The following is a 17,462-nucleotide window of genomic DNA, read 5'->3' on the forward strand; positions in this document are numbered from 1 at the left end:
CCAATAGCGATATTGGCCATTTTTTTATCCTGCGCGCAGCAGCGTCGGCAGGTTACCTTCCCCGTAGAGATGGAGCGCCCCCACGGCCACCACATAGCGCCCTGGCGGCAGCGCCAGCAGCAGCTCGCGCCAGCGGCGATTACGCTGATGCATCAGCACATCATAGAGTTCATGCCCAAAAGTGGCGGGCAGCTCAACCACTTTCTGGCGCGGCGGCGCGTCCAGCCACCAGCTCACCATCAGCTGCAGCAACCGCGCATTGGTATGCCAGTGGGTAAGCGTATCCTCAAGCAGCCCCAGCCCCTCGTCAGGCAGCGTCTCCAGCAGCGTCATCTGGCTTTGCGTACCCTCCAGCTCCTGAATCGGTACTGCCGCCGCGTTCGCCGCGTTGATCATCTGATAATCAATGCCAAAATCGGGGCGCAAACCCAGGCGCTGCGCTTGATGGGCCTGCATCACCAGCGCCACCTGCCACGGCGGCTGCTGCTCAAACGTCGCGATGTCGAGACCCAGCTCTGCGGCGCGCTGCTCCAGCTGGTTCCAGAGCGCGGAAGGAATACGTTCGCGCAGCGGCAGGTCGTAGTCGGGGATGTGAAACGGGGCATTACCGCCGCTGATATCGGCTTCAACAAACAGCGCATCGGCGGCGGCGATCTTCGCCACCAGCTTTGCCGGTAGCGGGGCCATATCGCGGGTTCCCATATGGATGCTGCCCACCAGATGCAGGTGGCGATTGCCGGGTAAGGTGATATCGATAGCGGGCCAGGGAGAGGTGCCTGCGGTAAGGGCGGACCACCATGCGTGTAAGCGTCTGAACAGGCTCATCATTCCTCCGGGGCTAAAAGATCATGCTAGCGCGCCCGGCAGGAAGGTGCAAACTGCGGCTCACCGGTAGCCCGGTGAGCCAGCAGGATTACTGCTTCGGCGTAAAGCGCAGCAGACGGTTGGCATTGCTTACCACCGTGATGGAGGAGAGCGCCATCGCGGCCCCGGCGACCACCGGATTGAGCAGCGTGCCGGTAAGCGGCCAGAGGATCCCGGCGGCAATCGGGATGCCGAGCGCATTGTAGATAAATGCTCCCAGCAGGTTCTGCTTCATGTTACGCAGCGTGGCGCGGGAGATCGCCAGCGCATCGGCGACGCCGGTCAGGCTGTGGCGCATCAGGGTGATGGCTGCGGTTTCAATTGCCACATCGCTACCGCCACCCATCGCGATACCCACATCGGCCTGGGCCAGCGCCGGGGCATCGTTGATGCCGTCGCCCACCATCGCCACTTTGCGGCCTGCGGCCTGCAGCTTTTTGATCGCTTCAGCTTTGCCGTCCGGCAGCACGCCGGCAATCACTTCATCAATACCGGCTTCGCGAGCGATAGCCTGGGCGGTGGTAGGGTTATCGCCGGTTAACATCACCAGCCGGTAACCGGCGCGGTGCAGACGGGCCAGGGCATCGCGGCTGTCATCACGCAGCGGATCGCGGATGGCGAGCAGTGCCACCAGCGTCCCGTCTACTGCCAGCAGCACTGGCGTACTGCCGCGCTGCGCCTGGTCATCCATTGCCTGCGCCAGCGGCGCGGTATCAATGCCGTTCTCCTGCATCAGCGCGGCATTGCCGAGCAGCAACCGGTGGCCGTCGGCTTCCCCGGCGACGCCCAGACCGCGCAGGGTGCGGAACGCGCTAACCACCGGCAGCGATGCCGTCTCTGCTTTGTCGAGAATAGCCCGTGCCAGCGGATGGCTGGAACCCTGCTCCAGCGCGGCCGCCAGACGCAGGGCATCAGTTGCGCTGACGCCATTTACCGTCTCGACGGCTGTGACCTGCGGTTTGCCCTCGGTCAGGGTGCCGGTTTTGTCAAACACCAGGGTGTCCAGCTCGCTGGCGCGCTGCAGCGCATCGGCATCCCGCACCAGCACTCCAAACTCAGCAGCACGTCCCACTCCGGAAATAATCGACATCGGCGTTGCCAGACCCAGGGCGCACGGGCAGGCGATGATCAGCACCGTGGTGACAATGACCAGGGTGTAGACGATCTGCGGAGCCGGGCCGAACAGATACCAGATCGCGCCGCTGAACAGCGCAATAGCAACCACCACCGGAACGAACACCGCCGAGATACGGTCAGCCAGCTTGCCGATCTCCGGCTTGCTGCTCTGGGCCTGGCGCACCAGATGAATAATGCGCGCCAGCGTGGTCTGGTTACCGGTGCGGCTGGCGCGGAACAGCACGCTGCCGTCCTGCACCACGGTCCCGGCGTGGATGGCCTCGCCGTCGCCTTTTTGCTGCGGCACCGGTTCACCGGTGAGCATCGCCTCATCGAACCAGGCCTCGCCCTGGGTAATATCGCCATCTACCGGCACGCGATCGCCGGTGGTCAGACGCAGGATCATGCCCGCCTGCACCTCGGCCAGCGGCACGGTTTTCTCGCCCCGGTCGGTTACCACCCGCGCGGTGGGCGGGGCGAGGTCGAGCAGGCGCTCCAGCGCTTTTGACGAACGCTGACGGGCGCGGGCTTCCAGCATATGCCCGAGATTAATCAGGCCGATAATCATGGCGCTGGCTTCGTAATAGAGATGGCGCGCTTCCATCGGGAACCACTGCGGCCAGAGGTTAACGCTCATCGAATAGAGCCAGGCCGCGCCGGTGCCGAGAGCTACCAGCGTATCCATCGTGGCAGTGCGATTCTTCAGGCTTTTCCAGGCGCTGGTATAGAAGTGACCGCCCGCGAACACCATCACCGCGAGGGTCACCAGGCCGATAACCAGCCACAGGGTGCGGTTGGCGTCGGTGACCATCATGTTGTCGCCGAGCATGCCCCAGATCATCACCGGAATGCCCAGCGCCAGCGCTACGGCAGCCTGCCAGCGAAAACGCTTCATGGCCGCCAGCGTGGTCTGCTGCTGGCGCTCGCGGCGTATATTGTCGTCTTCAATGGCTTCCGCGCTGTAGCCAGCGTCCTCTACTGCGCGCACAAGATCGGTTGCGGAGGCATGGCCCATCACCAGCGCCGTACGCTCCGCAAGATTGACCCGTGCCTGCGTCACGCCGTCCACGCCGGAAAGCGCTTTCTGGACGCGGGTAACACAGCTGGCGCAGCTCATACCGCCGATGAGCAGCTGCTGGCTGTCATCGGTCGGCGCGTCTGCCGGAAGCGCATCGGGAACCGCTGTCAGTGCTTCCGACGGGGTTTCTGAGTCCGCCAGCGGTTTAGCCTTTGGGTGGCTGAGGGTCGCGTCGTATCCCGCGTCTTTAACGGTTGCGATTAGCGCGTCCGGGGAAGCGCTGCCGGTCACCTGGGCCGACGTCAGGGTAACTTCTGCCTGCTCGACGTCGGGACGTTTCTCCAGGCTCTCTTTAACGCGTTTGACGCAATGACCGCAGGTCAGGCCATCCAGCGCCAGTTCAATGGTGTGAGACATGATTCGCTCCTTATCTGATTCGTCAGGATAAGGGTAAACCTTCCATTAAGGGGAAGGTCAAGAAAAGTTTGCTGTGCCGGTGGTGATGAGGTTGCTGGGTGCTTTGTCGGGAAATTAGCATTGCGGCCCGGTGAATATATATTTCAGCTTCTTCTGGCCATTATTATTGGAATAAGTAACAGCGGGTAAAAAATAGCGTTAAATAATTTAATGGGGGCAATTCTTAATTTTATGCCTGCTAATGAATAACTAAAAAAGTGTGATCGCTAACGGTTTTAGCGCCAGAAATAGCGTGCCAGGATGTTTGCGCAATTTATTCGAAAAAAGAGAAGTTACCTGTAAACGCATTATTGCGCCAGGGCGATCGGGCCATATTCGCCTTTGGCGTTTTTTACCAGGAACCTTTACTAAGGAAAACGCAATGCATAAAAAAATAAAGCTGGCGCTGCTTATCTCCGTTTTACTGGCGCAACCCCTGTTTGCCAAAGACGTCACCATATTTTATACCAACGATCTGCACGCCCATGTTGATCCCTGGATAAATCCGGTGGTGGATAAAGCGCGTCCGGTGGGTGGATTTGCGACTATCGCAGGCGTGGTTAATCAGGCGAAGCAAACCGAAAAGAATGTTTACTTCTTTGATGCCGGTGATTATTTCACCGGGCCTTACCTGAGCCTGTTAACCAAAGGTGAGGCGATTGCCGATATCATGAACACCATGCCCTACGATGCGATTTCCGTAGGTAATCATGAGTTCGATCACGGCGTGCCGAATATGGTCGCGCAGCTGAAAAAAATAAAGTATCCGGTGCTGCTGGGTAACGTCTATTACAAGAAAAGCGGCGAGCGGGTGATTGATAAGCCCTGGACGATTGTGGAGCGCGACGGGCTGAAAATTGGCGTTATTGGTATTCACGGAAAGTTTGCTTTCTATGACACCATCGCCGCCAGCATGATTACCGATGTTGAAGCGCGGGATGAAATCCCGGAAATCAAACAGGCGGTGGCAGCGTTAAAAGGCAAGGTAGATCTGACCGTGCTGCTGATCCACGAGGGCGTTCCGGGCCGCCAGTCCAGCTTTGGTAATAAAGACGTGGCGCGCCTGTTGCAGGCTGATATTGATACCGCTAAGGCGGTGAGCGGGATTGACGTTTTGATTACCGGCCATGCCCATGCCGGCACGCCGGAACCGATCAAAGTCGGTAATACGCTTATCGTTTCCACCGATGCCTATGCCACTAACCTCGGTAAACTGGTGCTCGACTTTAACCCGGAAACCAAAAAGATAGACGGCTATAAAGGCGAGCTGATAACCATGTTCGCTGATAGCTATAAAGCCGATGCGAAAGTGCAGCAGGAAATTAATCGCTGGGAAGATAAACTGAAAACCATCACCGCTCAGGTCGTAGGTCATACGCCGGTGACGCTGACCCGCTCTTACGGGGAATCCTCGCCGCTGGGTAATCTGATCATGGATGCCGGTATGGCGCAGGCGCCTGACGCGGTTGCCGCGTTTCAGAACAGCGGCGGTATTCGCGCCGACCTTGAGAAAGGGGATATCACCTATGGCTCGGTGATCAGCGCTTATCCGTTCAACAACGACATTACCACCATGGATCTCACGGGCAGCGATATCACCTCGCTGATGGTGCATGCCACCAACCTTACCAATGGCATACTGCAGGTGTCGAAAAACGTGAAGGTGGTGTATGACAGCCGCAAGCCGCTGAATCAGCGCATTGTTTCTTTCACCATCGACGGCAAAGCAGTAGAGCCGACAAAAACCTATCGCATTATGACCAACTCCTTCTGCGCCACTGGCGGCGACGGCTATGAGGCGTTCCTGCGCGGTAAAAATGTCAAAACGATGTCGGGAACCACCTCCGCCCAGGCGCTGGTGGACTACTTCAAACGCCACGATCCGGTGCAACCGGATAACACCAAACGCGTACTGGATGTCGCAAGCACCCTTAATTGATTACTGATCTCTCCGGCAGGCGCGATAATTCGTGCAGTATTACCTCGCCTGCTTTTTCCACGCTGTAACCTTTTTTATTTTCAGGACGATAATATGACCGTTTACTATGTAAAAACCGAACTGGCTCCGGCAAATAACCAGCTCGCTGCGTATGTATACTTTCAGTCTGATACGGCGGTAAGGTATGATTATAAAGTTTTAAGACGTGCTACCAGTCCCACCAGCGTTGACTTTGTTTACACTTCTGAAGAATTAATGACCGATACCCGCAGCGAAATAAAAATTCCGGTCATCGGACTGTATGCAAATTATGAAAATAACGTGCAGTTTATTTTTTATAATCAGGCCGGGGAAGAGGTCTATAACGCCATCACGGCCATCAGCACCCGCGAGCAGAGTTATCGCGATGCCACCATTTTTCATCTTAATATCGAGCAAACCGATCCGGATGTGTTTACCAGCATCTGGGGCAACAGCTGGCTGATGACCTCGTACTGCGACGGCTACGACCGCAACGGTGATTTGCGCTGCTACTTCTCCACGCCGTACCGTAATCAGATGCTGCGTACCCATAACGGCTATTTTTATACCGGCAGCGATGAGGATCTGCGCTGGTATGGTCGCTGCTTCTATAAAATTGATATTCTCGGCAACGTGGTGCTGGAGTTTGATTTAGCCGACAGCGATAACAATCGCTTCACCAACACGCACGATCTGGAGTGGGACTCTGCCGGTAATCTTTATATGGTGGGGAGCGATAATCCGGACCGTGCCACCAATACCCTGCGTCAGGATGACTGGATATTAAAATTCAGTGAGCAGACCGGGAAACTCATCTGGGCCAAAAATTACAGCCGCGAATTTGATAATACGCAGATCCTGAATAACAGCGGCACCAATGACGTGCATCTCAATTCGCTGTCGTGGCTCCCGGCTGGCACCGGCACGCCTGAGGCCATTGTGGTGCATTCGCGCTCTGCCAGTCTGACCTTTGGCATCGGCATTAATGATGGCGCGATACTCTGGTCAATTGATACCGGCGGCTACAATCCATCATTCCCGAGTGGCGCGGGTGCGCCGCGACTGGATACCACCGGCATCACGCAGTTTGAGAACGGCGCGCATACCGTATTCGTTACGCAAAACAGTGCGTTCGCTCAGTATATCGATACCGCTGCAGGCAAATTTGTGCTGTCGCTGTTTAACAACCACTCCTGCGAAGATGCCACAGGCAAGGCAATGTACCGGCCCATTTCTGAAGATGCGCCTGCTGATACCTTCACCACTGCGCCTGCGCAGGTGCTGTTTTACGCGGTGGATCTGGTGGCAAAAACCGTTACCCAGATTGGCAATCCGCTATCGCTGCCCAACGATCGCGTCCCGCAGATCACCGATTTTATGGGGGCAGTGTTCGATCATCACGACTACTACACCGTTTATACCAATCACGCGCGGTCGTTTTTTATTATGGATGCGTCCGGTGCGGTGGTGGCGACGGTGTATGACGTGATCTGCACGCTGCACGGCTTTCCGCTGTTTCCCGGCGAGTGCTATCGCGCCCGGTTATTTGACGACGCGGTGCTCGCCTCACTGGTTGACAAGGCGCGTAGCGTAGCCGCTGCCTGAAAACGGTATCGATAATCAACGTGCGGAGGCCTGGTGCCTCCGCGTTCGTTTTGTCCTTCCTGACGCACCTTTACGCGCAACGCGTTACACTATCCGTTCAGCGTTTCAGATATGACGGCATCCATATGAACATTAGCGACGTTGCAAAAAAGACCGGCTTAACCAGCAAAGCCATTCGCTTCTATGAAGAGAAGGGGCTGGTGACGCCGCCGCTGCGCGGGGATAACGGCTACCGCAGCTACAGCCAGCAGCACCTCAATGAGCTGACGCTGCTGCGCCAGGCGCGGCAGGTGGGGTTTAATCTGGAAGAGTGCAAAGAGCTGGTACAGCTGTTTAACGATCCGGGGCGGCACAGCGCCGACGTAAAAGCCCGCACGCTGCAAAAGGTGGCGGAGATCGAGCGCCATATCGAGGAGCTGCATGCCATGCGCCAGCAGTTGCTGACGCTGGCGGAAGCCTGCCCGGGCGACGACAGCGCCGATTGCCCGATCATCGACAATCTCTCCGGCTGCTGTCATCGCAACGCCGGAGCCTAATCAGCGCGGCGGGGCAGCGCTCAGGGCAAATACCACCGCACCGCGGTAGTATGGCGAGGCGGCCAGGTCGCGCTCATAGCGCCGGTCCCACGCGCCATATTCCACCACGCCAATTTTGAACGGAATACGTAACCCGTGCAGCGCCGGAAGATAGCGCGCGTAGCCCGGTACCGTATGACGACCCTGATAGGTCTGCACCACCAGTTCGTCCACCGGCAGGGTGTTGAGCACCGCGATGTTGCCGGTTTTCGCCCAGTCGAGCAGCCCTGTTACTCCGAGGGCAAACCGCGCCGGTAGCCGCTGACGCAGACGCTGCAGGAAAGTGGCATAGTCCGCCAGCTTGTAGGTCGCTGCATCAAAATCGATCTGCAAACCCTGCACTTTATTGCCTGCCTTCTCCCAGCGCTCGGGCAGACGCAGCACGTGTTCCAGCATCTCGTCCGGCATATCCAGCGTGGCGATCCGCACCGTGATCCACACCGACGGCAGGCTAAGTCTGCTCACCGACGCGCCGAGACGCTGAAACACCGCCCGCTGCTGGTGCGTTACCACTTCGCCCTGATGCAGATACATCACGCGCGCCTCGCGCATCGCCGGGGTCGCCTTGACCCCCGACCAGAGCCAGAACGCCTGATAATCTGCCGCATCAACCCGGCCTGTAGGATACGCCTGCGCGGGCAGCAGCAGCGCGGCGGTTACCAGTAGTATTTGAGCTTTTGCGCCCATACGCTGCCCGGATAGTTTTTCTTCAGCTTATTGAACCAGCCCTGGCGCGTGGCCTTGCTCACTTCTTTGCCGCCGCAGTGGTTGTAACCCGACGGGGCGTAGCACATCACGGCGCGATAGAGCGCATAGCTTTTATCTTCCGGTTCCGCTTTGGTACTGGCGATAACGCGCTGGTAGAGCGCCTGACGATCCGGGCTGCTAAAGGCTGATTGGGTCTCGGGTGCGTCCCATATCATGTAGTCCAGCAGTTCCGGGGCCGGGCTGATGGTGACATTGCTGGCGAAGATAAACTCCCCGAGGCAGTTCAGCGCATGGCTGTCATCGCCGTTTTTCGCCAGTACCGCCACGGTGTTATCCAGCGCCGGGCAAGCGTAGCCTGGCGTGGTCCCGGCTCCGGTCCAGTCAAAGGTGGTTAGCGCCACATCATCAAAAGCGCGCGTGTCGATGGGGCCGGTAATGTGCTGGCGCAACGTTTTATCCTGCAGATAGCCCTGATAGTCACCGGCCATCAGATCGCGGGTCAGCAGCGTATGCAGGGCGATAGTGCGCTCTTCATCGTTCATGCCGTGCTCGGCCTGACGACGCAGCAGCGGCAGCGGCGCGGCCGACTTCAGCGTCAGGGAGCGCCAGTACAGGTTGGTGATCGGGCTGTCGGCAGCAAAAATTGCCTCCGGGTTCCCGCTCTCAGTACGCGTCTGCATCAGGCGTTTTTCCAGCAGCTGTTGCTGCTCGCCCGCCGGACGATCTTTCAGGAGCCGCAGCCACCAGCGATCCGCCTCGGCCCACTGCTTTTTCGCCATCAGCGCATCGCCATACAGAACCTGCTCGCTGAACAGGATCACGTCGGGCTGCGGTGTGGCCTGCGCCGCTGGAGGGGTGGCGAGGAGGGCATCGTAGTCCGCCAGTTGCCAAAACTGCCGGGCGTGATGCAGGTAATTCCACAGCGGCAGCAGCGAGGCTTTTTCATAGGCCGGTTTGAGCGCGTCGAGCTGCTGCTGGCTGATGGTGGCCTTGCTGCCCTCACGCAGCGCACGCAGAATTTCGCTGGCGGCGAGGCGCGGCGCGTGGTCGGCGTGGGTAAATACCTGACTCTGCCAGCTCACCATACCGTTCTGCAACTTGCTTTCGGCTTCGCCGATGGTGGCGATCAGCGCGTCGGTGGTGTCGGCGGCGGTCAGCTGCTGCTCCAGATCGCCGGCCAGGGTTGTCCAGTCCTGCTGATACCAGGCGATGCGGCGCAGCATGCCGGTTGCGGAGTCAGCGTATTGCCCTTCAGGCCAGGCGGTAAGATAGGCTTTCGCATCCTCCCGCGCCTGCTGCACCGCGGCGCTATCGATCGCCTGGTTATTAAAGAAACCATACTCATCCGTGGCGTTGTGGGTGCTCTGGTTGAGGGCGTTGCGCATCAGCATGTAGCTGGCGGTTTCCGACACCCAGGGTTGCGGCGCAGCTACCAGCGCGTTAAACGCGCTGCCTGCCCGGGCATAGTCGCCCTGATAAAACCAGGCGCTGGCCATCAGGTAATCCCGGAACGCTTTTGCGGCGTCGCCGTCAAGCGCGCTGAGAGCATCCAGCGCTGCGTTAGCTGAAGTGGGTGACGCATGAAGCGCAAGCCGGGCCTGAGCCAGCGCGCGGCGCTCGTCGGGCGTCAGGGTTTTTTCTGCCTGTAACGCGGTGAAAAAGGCCGAGACCGTGGCGATGTTATTAGAGACGAAACGGTTTTCCCGATCTGCATCGGCTTCGCGATCCAGCGCCGTTGCTTCAAGGCCCAGCGCGGTAAGCTGAGCGGTGAGGGTGGTGGTCAGCGCGTCCGGCGCGGTGGTGGTTTCCTGAGGCGTTTCCGGCGCGTCGTACCACTCATCCAGGTGCGTGCCAAAGTAGTAGCTGCGGCTGCGGGTGATGTCCTGCGGGAAGGGAAGTACCGGCAGCGCCAGCGGTTTATCGCGGGTAACCAGCCGGATGAGATTGTCGCGCGTGTCGCTGGCCGGGTCGAGCCAGGGCTCACCTTCCAGATAGCAGTAGGGCGCGCCCCACGGGCATGAGCCGCCGTCAGAAGAGGCGATGGCCTGAGTGGCGGTGAGCGACAGCAGGAGCAGCGCGAGCGCCTGAGGTTTCCTTAACATGAGTACTGTTCCGTTAATCAAAAAAGAATGCCGCTGTGAAAGCGGCATCGACAGAGCGCGTTACGCGCGCGCTTTGATACGCAGGGTGATGCCGTCTACGGCGATGACTTCCACCAGCGTCGTGGCGGGCAGATCCTCATCAGCCTGCACCGGCCAGCTGCTGTCGCCGATGCGCACGTGTCCACGCGCGTTGACCAGCGGCTGCTCAAGGCGAAAACGCTGGCCGATAAACTGCTGCCCGCGCTGGTTCAGACCGTTATTACCCTCCGGACGCGCTTTGCGTTTCAGCCAGCGCGACCAGAGCACGGCGGCGACCACCGTCAGCAGGGCGAAACATAGCCCCTGCCACTCCCAGCCGACCGGGACGATCCACGTCAGCAGCCCGGTCAGGATGGCCGCGATGCCGCTCCACAGCAGATACCCGCCGGCACCGAGCATCTCGGCCGCCAGCAGCAGGCCGCCGAGCGCCAGCCAGAAAACATGTGCATGTTCGCTAATCAGCTCAATCATCATTTGTGTCGGGCGGTGCCGCTCTCTTTAATCAGTTCGCTAATACCGGCGATGGAACCCATCAGGCTGCTGGCGTCCAGCGGCATCAGCACCACTTTGCTGTTGTTGGCGGAGCCAATCTGTTGCAGCGCTTCAGTATATTTCTGCGCCACGAAGTAATTCACCGCCTGAATGTCACCAGCGGCAATGGCTTCGGATACCATCTTCGTTGCCCGGGCTTCGGCCTCGGCGCTACGCTCGCGCGCTTCTGCTTCAAGGAAGGCCGACTGGCGTTCCCCTTCGGCTTTCAGGATCTTCGACTGCTTCTCGCCCTCGGCTTTGACGATTTCCGCCTGGCGAATCCCCTCGGCTTCCAGAATATAGGCGCGTTTGGTACGTTCGGCCTTCATCTGCGCATTCATCGCATCAATTAGTTCCGCCGGCGGACGCACGTCGCGGATCTCGATACGGGTGATTTTAATGCCCCACGGATTCGTGGCTTCATCAACGATATGCAGCAGGCGGGTATTGATGTTGTCGCGCTGGGAGAGCATTTCGTCCAGCTCCATCGAGCCGAGCACGGTACGGATGTTGGTCATGGTCAGGTTGATGATGGCAAGCTCCAGATTGCTCACCTCATAGGCGGCTTTCGGCGCGTCAATCACCTGAATAAAACAGACCGCGTCGATGGCGACGTTGGCGTTGTCTTTGGAGATAACTTCCTGGGAAGGGATATCGAGTACCTGCTCCATCATGTTGATCTTGCGACCAATGCGATCCATGAAGGGCACCACCAGGTTCAGGCCCGGTTGCAGGGTCGTGGTATAGCGGCCAAAGCGCTCAACCGTCCACTGGTAGCCCTGCGGCACGATTTTGACACCGGCAAACACCACCACCAGCGCCACGAGAATCAGTACGGGAATAAGAATAAGCATCAAACAACCTCCTCTGTTGGTTTGATGCCAGTGTACCGCGTAATAAAGCCAGGCGCAGCGCCTGGCTTTTGGGGGGGTAAATCTTTAACGCGTTTTGCGATCAGTACAGCAGGGCGTAAAGCTGGCGGCGATAGCGGGAAGCCAGCGCATCGCCGGTGCCGAGTGCGGCGAGGATCTCCTGCAGCGTTTTGCGCGCCTGGCCGTCAGCGGCATTGAGATCGCCTTTCAGATGGCCAAACAGCAGCTCAAGCGCCTCTTCGTTACGCCCGACCTGGTGCAGCTGGAGCGCCAGTTGGGTGGCCAGCGCGGCGTCTGCCGGGTTAGCATCCACCTGCTGCTGAAGCTGCTGAATTTCCGGGGTGTCCGCGGCCTGTTTCAGCAGTTCGATCTGCGCCACCAGGCCCTGATAGCGGGTATCCTGGTCCTGCAGAGGAATGGTTTTCAGCACCGCTTCCGCGTCCTCAGAACGGTTGAGGGCGATCTGCGTCTGCGCCAGCAGCAGGCCGATTTCGCTCTGCTGATTCGACAGCTGCCAGGCCTCTTTCAGCAGCGGCAGCGCTTCCTGATGCTTGCCTTCGCCGATGAGTGCCATCGCTTCCTGGGCTTTCAGCTCCTCTTCACGCGGCAGCACTTTGTCGAGCAGGGCGCGGATCGCCTCTTCCGGCTGCGGCCCCTGGAAGCCGTCCACCGGCTGACCGTTCTGGAACAGGTACACGGTCGGGATGGCGCGCAGGCCGAACTGTGAAGCCACCATCTGCTCGGCGTCGCAGTCCACTTTTGCCAGCACGAACTGGCCTTTGTACTGGGCCGCGAGGGACTCCAGCACCGGTGTCAGCTGCAGGCAGTGCTGGCTGCGCTCGGACCAGAAGTAGAACAGTACCGGCGTGGTCACGGACTGTTCCAGCACCTGTTGCAGGTTCGCTTCGCTGATATTAACGATATTTTCTACAGACATACGTCACTCTCTGTTGTCGGTTTCTTTTTACATGGGGGCAGCGGCAGGCGCTTCAACTTAGCCACGTAAGATTTTATCCATTGCGCGCGTTGGCAGCAGGCGTTTGAGAACGCAGACCGCCCAGGTAACCAGCGTGACCGGATAGCGAATTTTTGGCGCGTTGCTCTCAAAAGCATGGCGCACTTTCGCCACTACCGCCTCCGGGCCGAGGGTGAAGCGCGCTGCGATGCCGGGATTTTCTACCGGCTTGTCGGACTGGGTCTGGTTAACGTTGTCAGTAAAGCGGGTACGGATCGGGCCGGGTTCAATCAGGCTTACCTTGATACCGGTGTGGCGCAGCTCCATGCGCAGCGCGTCCGACCAGGCTTCCAGCGCGTATTTGCTGGCTGCATAGGCACCGCGGCCCGGCGTCGAGATAAGCCCCATCACCGAGCTGGTCATCACGATGCGCCCTTCGCCGTGGGGCAGCATCGCGGGCAGCAGCAGCATGGTGAGCTGGTGCGCGCCGAAGAAATTGGCCGAAAACTGCTGCTCAAGTTGGGCACGGTTGATGGTGTGAAGCGGCCCGTAGAGGCCAAAGCCCGCATTGTTGAAAATGCCCCACAGGCGATTGCCGGTGTGTTCAATCACCTTTGCTGCGGCCTGTTCTACACTTGCCGGTGAGTCGAGGTCGAGCAGAATGCCGGTAAAGCCACGATCGTTCATGGCGGCGACGTCGGCTTCCTTGCGGCAGGCGGCCAGCACGTGAAAGCCCTGGCGCTGCAGTTCGCGCGCGCTTTCAAGGCCAATACCGCTCGAACACCCTGTAATTAAGACAGATTTTTGCATAACTTTACCAGACGGGATCCCCGAACATTTATGAGTCGTGGTTAACTAAAGGAGCCAGCCGTGTCGCCATCCAGTCCGCAATGAAGGGCTGTGCGTCAGGGCTGGGGTGAATACCGTCATCCTGCATCCAGCCCGGTTTCAGATACACCTCTTCCATGAAAAACGGAACCAGAGGAATATCGAACTCCTTCGCAAGCTGCGGATAAATCGCGCTAAAGGCCTCAGTATACCGGCGTCCATAGTTGGCCGGCAGACGTATCTGCATCAGCAGCGGCTCGGCGTCGGCGGCTTTCACCGTCGTGATGATGTTACGCAGCGTGGCGGCTACCGCGTCCGGCTGAAAGCCGCGCAGGCCGTCGTTGCCGCCCAGCTCGATCAGGACCCAGCGCGGCTGATGCTGTTTCAGCAGCGCCGGCAGACGCGCCAGCCCCTGCTGCGAGGTATCGCCGCTGATGCTGGCATTGACCACCGTAGTGTCGCGCGACTGCCACTTATCATTCAGCAGCGCAGGCCAGGCGCGGGTTGCCGACATCCGGTAGCCGGCGCTCAGGCTATCACCCAGAACTAACAACGTGTCCGCTGCGGCGGCGCGACAGGTTAACAGAGCCAGTAACAGGAAGGGCAAATGCCAGCGGAAAACATTGTTGAAGTTCATCATCTTAAGAAATCCGTCGGTCAGGGGGAACATGAGCTTTCCATCCTTACCGGAGTTGAGCTGGTTGTCAAACCGGCGCAGACCATCGCCCTTATCGGTGAGTCGGGGTCCGGAAAGTCAACCCTGCTGGCGATCCTCGCCGGGCTGGACGACGGCAGCGAGGGCGAAGTCAACCTGCTTGGCAAGCCGCTGCACCAGATGGACGAAGAGGCGAGGGCACTGCTGCGCGCCCAGCAGGTCGGGTTCGTGTTCCAGTCCTTCATGCTGATCCCGACGCTGAATGCGCTGGAAAACGTTGAGCTGCCGGCGCTGCTGCGCGGCGAAAGCAGCAGCGCCAGCCGGGCGAAGGCCAAGGCCCAGCTTGAGCAGTTGGGTCTTGGTAAGCGTCTCGACCATCTTCCGGCCCAGCTCTCCGGCGGCGAGCAGCAGCGCGTGGCGCTGGCACGCGCGTTTAACGGTCAGCCTGCGGTGCTGTTCGCCGACGAGCCGACCGGCAACCTTGACCGTCAGACCGGCGACAAAATTGCCGATCTGCTGTTCTCCATGAACCGCGACTATGCCACCACGCTGATTCTGGTGACCCACGATCCGCAGCTTGCAGCGCGCTGCGATCGCCGTCTGCGGCTGGTGGATGGCACACTGGTGGAGGAAGCATGATTGCACGCTGGTTCTGGCGCGAATGGCGTTCGCCATCGCTGTTAATTGTCTGGCTGGCGCTGAGCCTGGCGGTGGCCTGTGTGCTGGCGCTGGGCAGCATCAGCGACCGCATGGAAAAAGGGCTGAGTCAGCAGAGCCGGGAGTTTATGGCGGGCGACCGCGTGCTGCGCAGCAGCCATGAAATTCCGCAGGCCTGGCTGGATAAAGCCGCTGCCGACGGGCTGAAGGTCAACCGCCAGCTCTCCTTCCCGACCATGACCTTTGCCGGGGATACGCCGCAGCTGGCGTATGTGAAGGCGGTGGACAGCGGTTATCCGCTCTACGGCACGCTGCAGACGGAGCCGCCGGGCCTGAGCCCGACGCCGGGCAGCGTGTTGCTGGCCCCGCGTCTGATGTCGATGCTAAACCTGAAGCCCGGCGATACCATTGATGTGGGTGATGCCACGCTGAAGGTGGCGGGGGAGGTGATTCAGGAGCCGGACGCGGGCTTCAACCCGTTTCAGATGGCTCCGCGTCTGCTGATGAACGTTGAGGATGTCGCGCAGACCGCTGCGGTACAGCCCGGCAGCCGTATCAGCTGGCGCTATAAGTTTGCCGGCGAACCGGGGCAGATTGCCGATTACGAGTCCTGGCTGCTGCCGAAGCTCAAACCGGAACACCGCTGGCTGGGCATGGAGGATGAAGAGGGCGCGCTGGGGAAATCGCTGCAGCGTTCCCAGCAGTTCCTGCTGCTGTCGGCCCTGCTGACGCTGCTGCTGGCGGTGAGCGCGGTGGCGGTGGCGATGAGCCACTACTGCCGCAGCCGCTACGATCTGGTGGCGATCCTGAAAACCCTCGGTGCCGGACGCCAGGCGCTGCGCAAGCTGATTATCGGCCAGTGGCTGATGGTGCTGGGGCTGGCCACGTTGACCGGCGGCGCGGTGGGGTTGCTGTTTGAACGCGTGCTGTTGCTGCTGCTCAAACCGGTGCTGCCGGCAGAACTGCCGGCAGCGAGCGGCTGGCCGTGGCTGTGGGCGGTAGGCTCTGTGGTGGTGATCTCCCTGCTGGTGGGCCTGCGACCCTATCGTCTGCTGCTGGCGACCCAGCCGCTGCGCGTGCTGCGCCGCGATGTGGTCGCCAGCGTCTGGCCGCTGAAAGTGTATCTGCCAATCATGGTGGCGGTGGTGGTCGCGCTGCTCGCATGGCTGATGGGCGGACAAACCCTGCTGTGGGCGGTGCTGGCCGGTGCAGTCGTGCTGGCGCTGCTGTGCGGCCTGGTGGGCTGGCTGCTGCTGCGCCTGCTTAAGCGGCTGACCTTCCGCTCGCTGTCGCTGCGCCTGGCGGTCAATCGTCTGCTGCATCAGCCGTGGGCGACCATGAGCCAGCTGGCGGCGTTTTCGCTCTCCTTTATGCTGCTGGCGCTGATGCTGGTGCTGCGCGGCGACCTGCTCTCGCGCTGGCAGCAGCAGCTTCCGCCAGAAAGCCCGAACTATTTCCTGATCAACATCGCGCCGGAAGAGGTCGGGTCGATGAAAGCCTTCCTCGCTGAGCACCAGGTGATCCCGGAGGCCTTCTACCCCATCGTGCGTGCGCGTCTGACCGCCATCGACGGCAAAAGCACCGCGGGTAACAGCGACGAGGCGCTCAACCGCGAGCTGAACCTGACCTGGCAGGAGAATAAGCCGAGCCATAACCCGATCACCGACGGCAGCTGGCCGCCAAAAGCCGGGGAAGTATCGATGGAAGAGGGGCTGGCGAAACGGCTGAATATCGGGCTGGGCGACAGCGTGACCTTTACCGGCGATACCCAGGATTTCACCGCGAAGGTCACCAGCCTGCGTAAGGTGGACTGGGAGAGTCTGCGGCCTAACTTCTACTTTATCTTCCCGCAGGGCGCGCTCGACGGACAGCCGCAGAGCTGGCTGACCAGCTTCCGCTGGGAGCAGGGCAACACCATGCTTACCCAGCTTAACCGCGAGTTCCCGACGGTAGGGCTGCTGGATATCGGTGCCATCCTTCGCCAGGCCGGCCAGGTGCTGGAGCAGGTGAGCCGCGCGCTGGAGGTGATGGTGGTACTGGTGACCGCCTGTGGCGTACTGCTGTTGTTAGCCCAGGTACAGGTGGGCATGCGCCAGCGTCATCAGGAGCTGGTGGTCTATCGCACGCTGGGTGCCAGCAAGCGCACGCTGCGCGCCACGCTATGGTGGGAATTTGCCCTGCTCGGCGTGGTCTCCGGGCTGGTGGCGGCTATCGGCGCGGAAACGGCGCTCGGCGTGTTGCAGACCCGGGTATTTGATTTCCCGTGGGAGCCGGAGTGGCGGCTGTGGGTGACGTTGCCGCTGTGCGGCGCGGTGCTGCTGTCGCTGTGCGGCGGCTGGCTGGGCGTTCGGTTGCTGAAAGGAAAAGCGCTGTTCCGCCAGTTCACCGGTTAATTACGGTTATTAAGTAAACAAAGGCGTCTGATTAATTTTCAGGCGCCTTTTTCTTTTTGTAATACATATTAATAAAATAATTACATTTTAACGGCACAAATCATTAAACCTGCTGAAGAATCGGCCGT

Annotated in this window: 14 protein-coding genes; 5 read left to right on the plus strand and 9 right to left on the minus strand. The window is 59.8% G+C overall.

The features are described from left to right. Window positions 1–24: 24 nt before the first annotated feature. Entirely contained in the window at window positions 25–825 is an 801-nt protein-coding gene (locus tag KFZ77_RS04875) for a TraB/GumN family protein (RefSeq protein WP_264385588.1), read from the minus strand. 88 nt (window positions 826–913) lie between these two features. Further along, window positions 914–3,415, minus strand: a complete 2,502-nt coding sequence (copA, locus tag KFZ77_RS04880) for a copper-exporting P-type ATPase CopA (protein ID WP_264385589.1) — start codon at window positions 3,413–3,415, stop codon at window positions 914–916. 421 nt (window positions 3,416–3,836) lie between these two features. Here copA and KFZ77_RS04885 point away from each other — a divergent pair, with 421 nt between their 5' ends. From KFZ77_RS04885 to cueR, 3 genes are all read left to right on the plus strand, one after another. Then, window positions 3,837–5,393: a bifunctional metallophosphatase/5'-nucleotidase gene (locus tag KFZ77_RS04885; RefSeq protein ID WP_031524394.1), complete on the plus strand. Its 1,557-nt coding sequence runs from the start codon at window positions 3,837–3,839 to the stop codon at window positions 5,391–5,393. 93 nt (window positions 5,394–5,486) lie between these two features. Continuing rightward, entirely contained in the window at window positions 5,487–7,019 is a 1,533-nt protein-coding gene (locus tag KFZ77_RS04890; RefSeq protein ID WP_264385590.1) for an aryl-sulfate sulfotransferase, read from the plus strand. A 125-nt stretch (window positions 7,020–7,144) separates the two neighbouring features. Next, window positions 7,145–7,555 carry a Cu(I)-responsive transcriptional regulator gene (gene cueR / locus KFZ77_RS04895; RefSeq protein ID WP_264385591.1) on the plus strand — a complete coding sequence of 137 codons (411 nt, stop codon included), beginning with the start codon at window positions 7,145–7,147 and terminating at the stop codon, window positions 7,553–7,555. On the opposite strand, the gene KFZ77_RS04900 is transcribed toward cueR, so the two are convergent. From KFZ77_RS04900 to tesA, 7 genes are all read right to left on the minus strand, one after another. Next, a complete protein-coding gene (locus tag KFZ77_RS04900) occupies window positions 7,556–8,281 on the minus strand; it encodes a DUF3142 domain-containing protein (protein ID WP_264385592.1) in 726 nt (241 codons plus the stop codon). Beyond that, window positions 8,251–10,404, minus strand: coding sequence for a hypothetical protein (locus tag KFZ77_RS04905; protein ID WP_264385593.1), 2,154 nt, complete (start codon window positions 10,402–10,404; stop codon window positions 8,251–8,253). Before KFZ77_RS04905 ends, KFZ77_RS04900 begins: the two co-directional genes overlap by 31 nt. 60 nt (window positions 10,405–10,464) lie before the next feature. After that, entirely contained in the window at window positions 10,465–10,914 is a 450-nt protein-coding gene (locus KFZ77_RS04910) for an NfeD family protein (protein ID WP_264385594.1), read from the minus strand. Next, window positions 10,914–11,828 carry an SPFH domain-containing protein gene (locus KFZ77_RS04915; RefSeq protein WP_024550725.1) on the minus strand — a complete coding sequence of 305 codons (915 nt, stop codon included), beginning with the start codon at window positions 11,826–11,828 and terminating at the stop codon, window positions 10,914–10,916. Before KFZ77_RS04915 ends, KFZ77_RS04910 begins: the two co-directional genes overlap by 1 nt. A 100-nt stretch (window positions 11,829–11,928) precedes the next feature. Continuing rightward, window positions 11,929–12,783: a co-chaperone YbbN gene (locus KFZ77_RS04920; RefSeq protein WP_264385595.1), complete on the minus strand. Its 855-nt coding sequence runs from the start codon at window positions 12,781–12,783 to the stop codon at window positions 11,929–11,931. 57 nt (window positions 12,784–12,840) lie between these two features. Beyond that, on the minus strand, window positions 12,841–13,611 hold the full coding sequence (locus KFZ77_RS04925; RefSeq protein ID WP_264385596.1) for an SDR family oxidoreductase: 771 nt from the start codon (window positions 13,609–13,611) through the stop codon (window positions 12,841–12,843). A gap of 28 nt (window positions 13,612–13,639) precedes the next feature. Further along, complete coding sequence (gene tesA / locus KFZ77_RS04930; RefSeq protein WP_035891732.1) at window positions 13,640–14,269, minus strand: multifunctional acyl-CoA thioesterase I/protease I/lysophospholipase L1; 630 nt, start codon at window positions 14,267–14,269, stop codon at window positions 13,640–13,642. Between tesA and ybbA the strand changes: the two genes are divergently transcribed. Further along, window positions 14,237–14,923: a putative ABC transporter ATP-binding protein YbbA gene (ybbA, locus tag KFZ77_RS04935; RefSeq protein ID WP_264385597.1), complete on the plus strand. Its 687-nt coding sequence runs from the start codon at window positions 14,237–14,239 to the stop codon at window positions 14,921–14,923. The two genes, tesA and ybbA, sit on opposite strands and share 33 nt — an antisense overlap. After that, window positions 14,920–17,334 carry a putative ABC transporter permease subunit YbbP gene (gene ybbP / locus KFZ77_RS04940; protein ID WP_264385598.1) on the plus strand — a complete coding sequence of 805 codons (2,415 nt, stop codon included), beginning with the start codon at window positions 14,920–14,922 and terminating at the stop codon, window positions 17,332–17,334. The genes ybbA and ybbP overlap by 4 nt, the downstream gene beginning before the upstream one ends. Window positions 17,335–17,462 lie beyond the last annotated feature (128 nt).

This window comes from Siccibacter colletis (assembly GCF_025914095.1).
GTDB classification, from domain to species: domain Bacteria; phylum Pseudomonadota; class Gammaproteobacteria; order Enterobacterales; family Enterobacteriaceae; genus Siccibacter; species Siccibacter colletis.

Bases quoted from the DNA above. Each gene is read 5' to 3' on its own strand.
- KFZ77_RS04885 (WP_031524394.1), top strand. From the start codon at position 3,837: ATGCATAAAAAAATAAAGCTGGCGCTGCTTATCTCCGTTTTACTGGCG.
- KFZ77_RS04910 (WP_264385594.1), bottom strand. From the start codon at position 10,914: ATGATTGAGCTGATTAGCGAACATGCACATGTTTTCTGGCTGGCGCTC.
- tesA (WP_035891732.1), bottom strand. From the start codon at position 14,269: ATGATGAACTTCAACAATGTTTTCCGCTGGCATTTGCCCTTCCTGTTA.
- ybbP (WP_264385598.1), top strand. From the start codon at position 14,920: ATGATTGCACGCTGGTTCTGGCGCGAATGGCGTTCGCCATCGCTGTTA.
- KFZ77_RS04875 (WP_264385588.1), bottom strand. From the start codon at position 825: ATGAGCCTGTTCAGACGCTTACACGCATGGTGGTCCGCCCTTACCGCA.
- KFZ77_RS04925 (WP_264385596.1), bottom strand. From the start codon at position 13,611: ATGCAAAAATCTGTCTTAATTACAGGGTGTTCGAGCGGTATTGGCCTT.
- KFZ77_RS04900 (WP_264385592.1), bottom strand. From the start codon at position 8,281: ATGGGCGCAAAAGCTCAAATACTACTGGTAACCGCCGCGCTGCTGCTG.
- KFZ77_RS04915 (WP_024550725.1), bottom strand. From the start codon at position 11,828: ATGCTTATTCTTATTCCCGTACTGATTCTCGTGGCGCTGGTGGTGGTG.
- copA (WP_264385589.1), bottom strand. From the start codon at position 3,415: ATGTCTCACACCATTGAACTGGCGCTGGATGGCCTGACCTGCGGTCAT.
- ybbA (WP_264385597.1), top strand. From the start codon at position 14,237: ATGCCAGCGGAAAACATTGTTGAAGTTCATCATCTTAAGAAATCCGTC.
- cueR (WP_264385591.1), top strand. From the start codon at position 7,145: ATGAACATTAGCGACGTTGCAAAAAAGACCGGCTTAACCAGCAAAGCC.
- KFZ77_RS04920 (WP_264385595.1), bottom strand. From the start codon at position 12,783: ATGTCTGTAGAAAATATCGTTAATATCAGCGAAGCGAACCTGCAACAG.
- KFZ77_RS04905 (WP_264385593.1), bottom strand. From the start codon at position 10,404: ATGTTAAGGAAACCTCAGGCGCTCGCGCTGCTCCTGCTGTCGCTCACC.
- KFZ77_RS04890 (WP_264385590.1), top strand. From the start codon at position 5,487: ATGACCGTTTACTATGTAAAAACCGAACTGGCTCCGGCAAATAACCAG.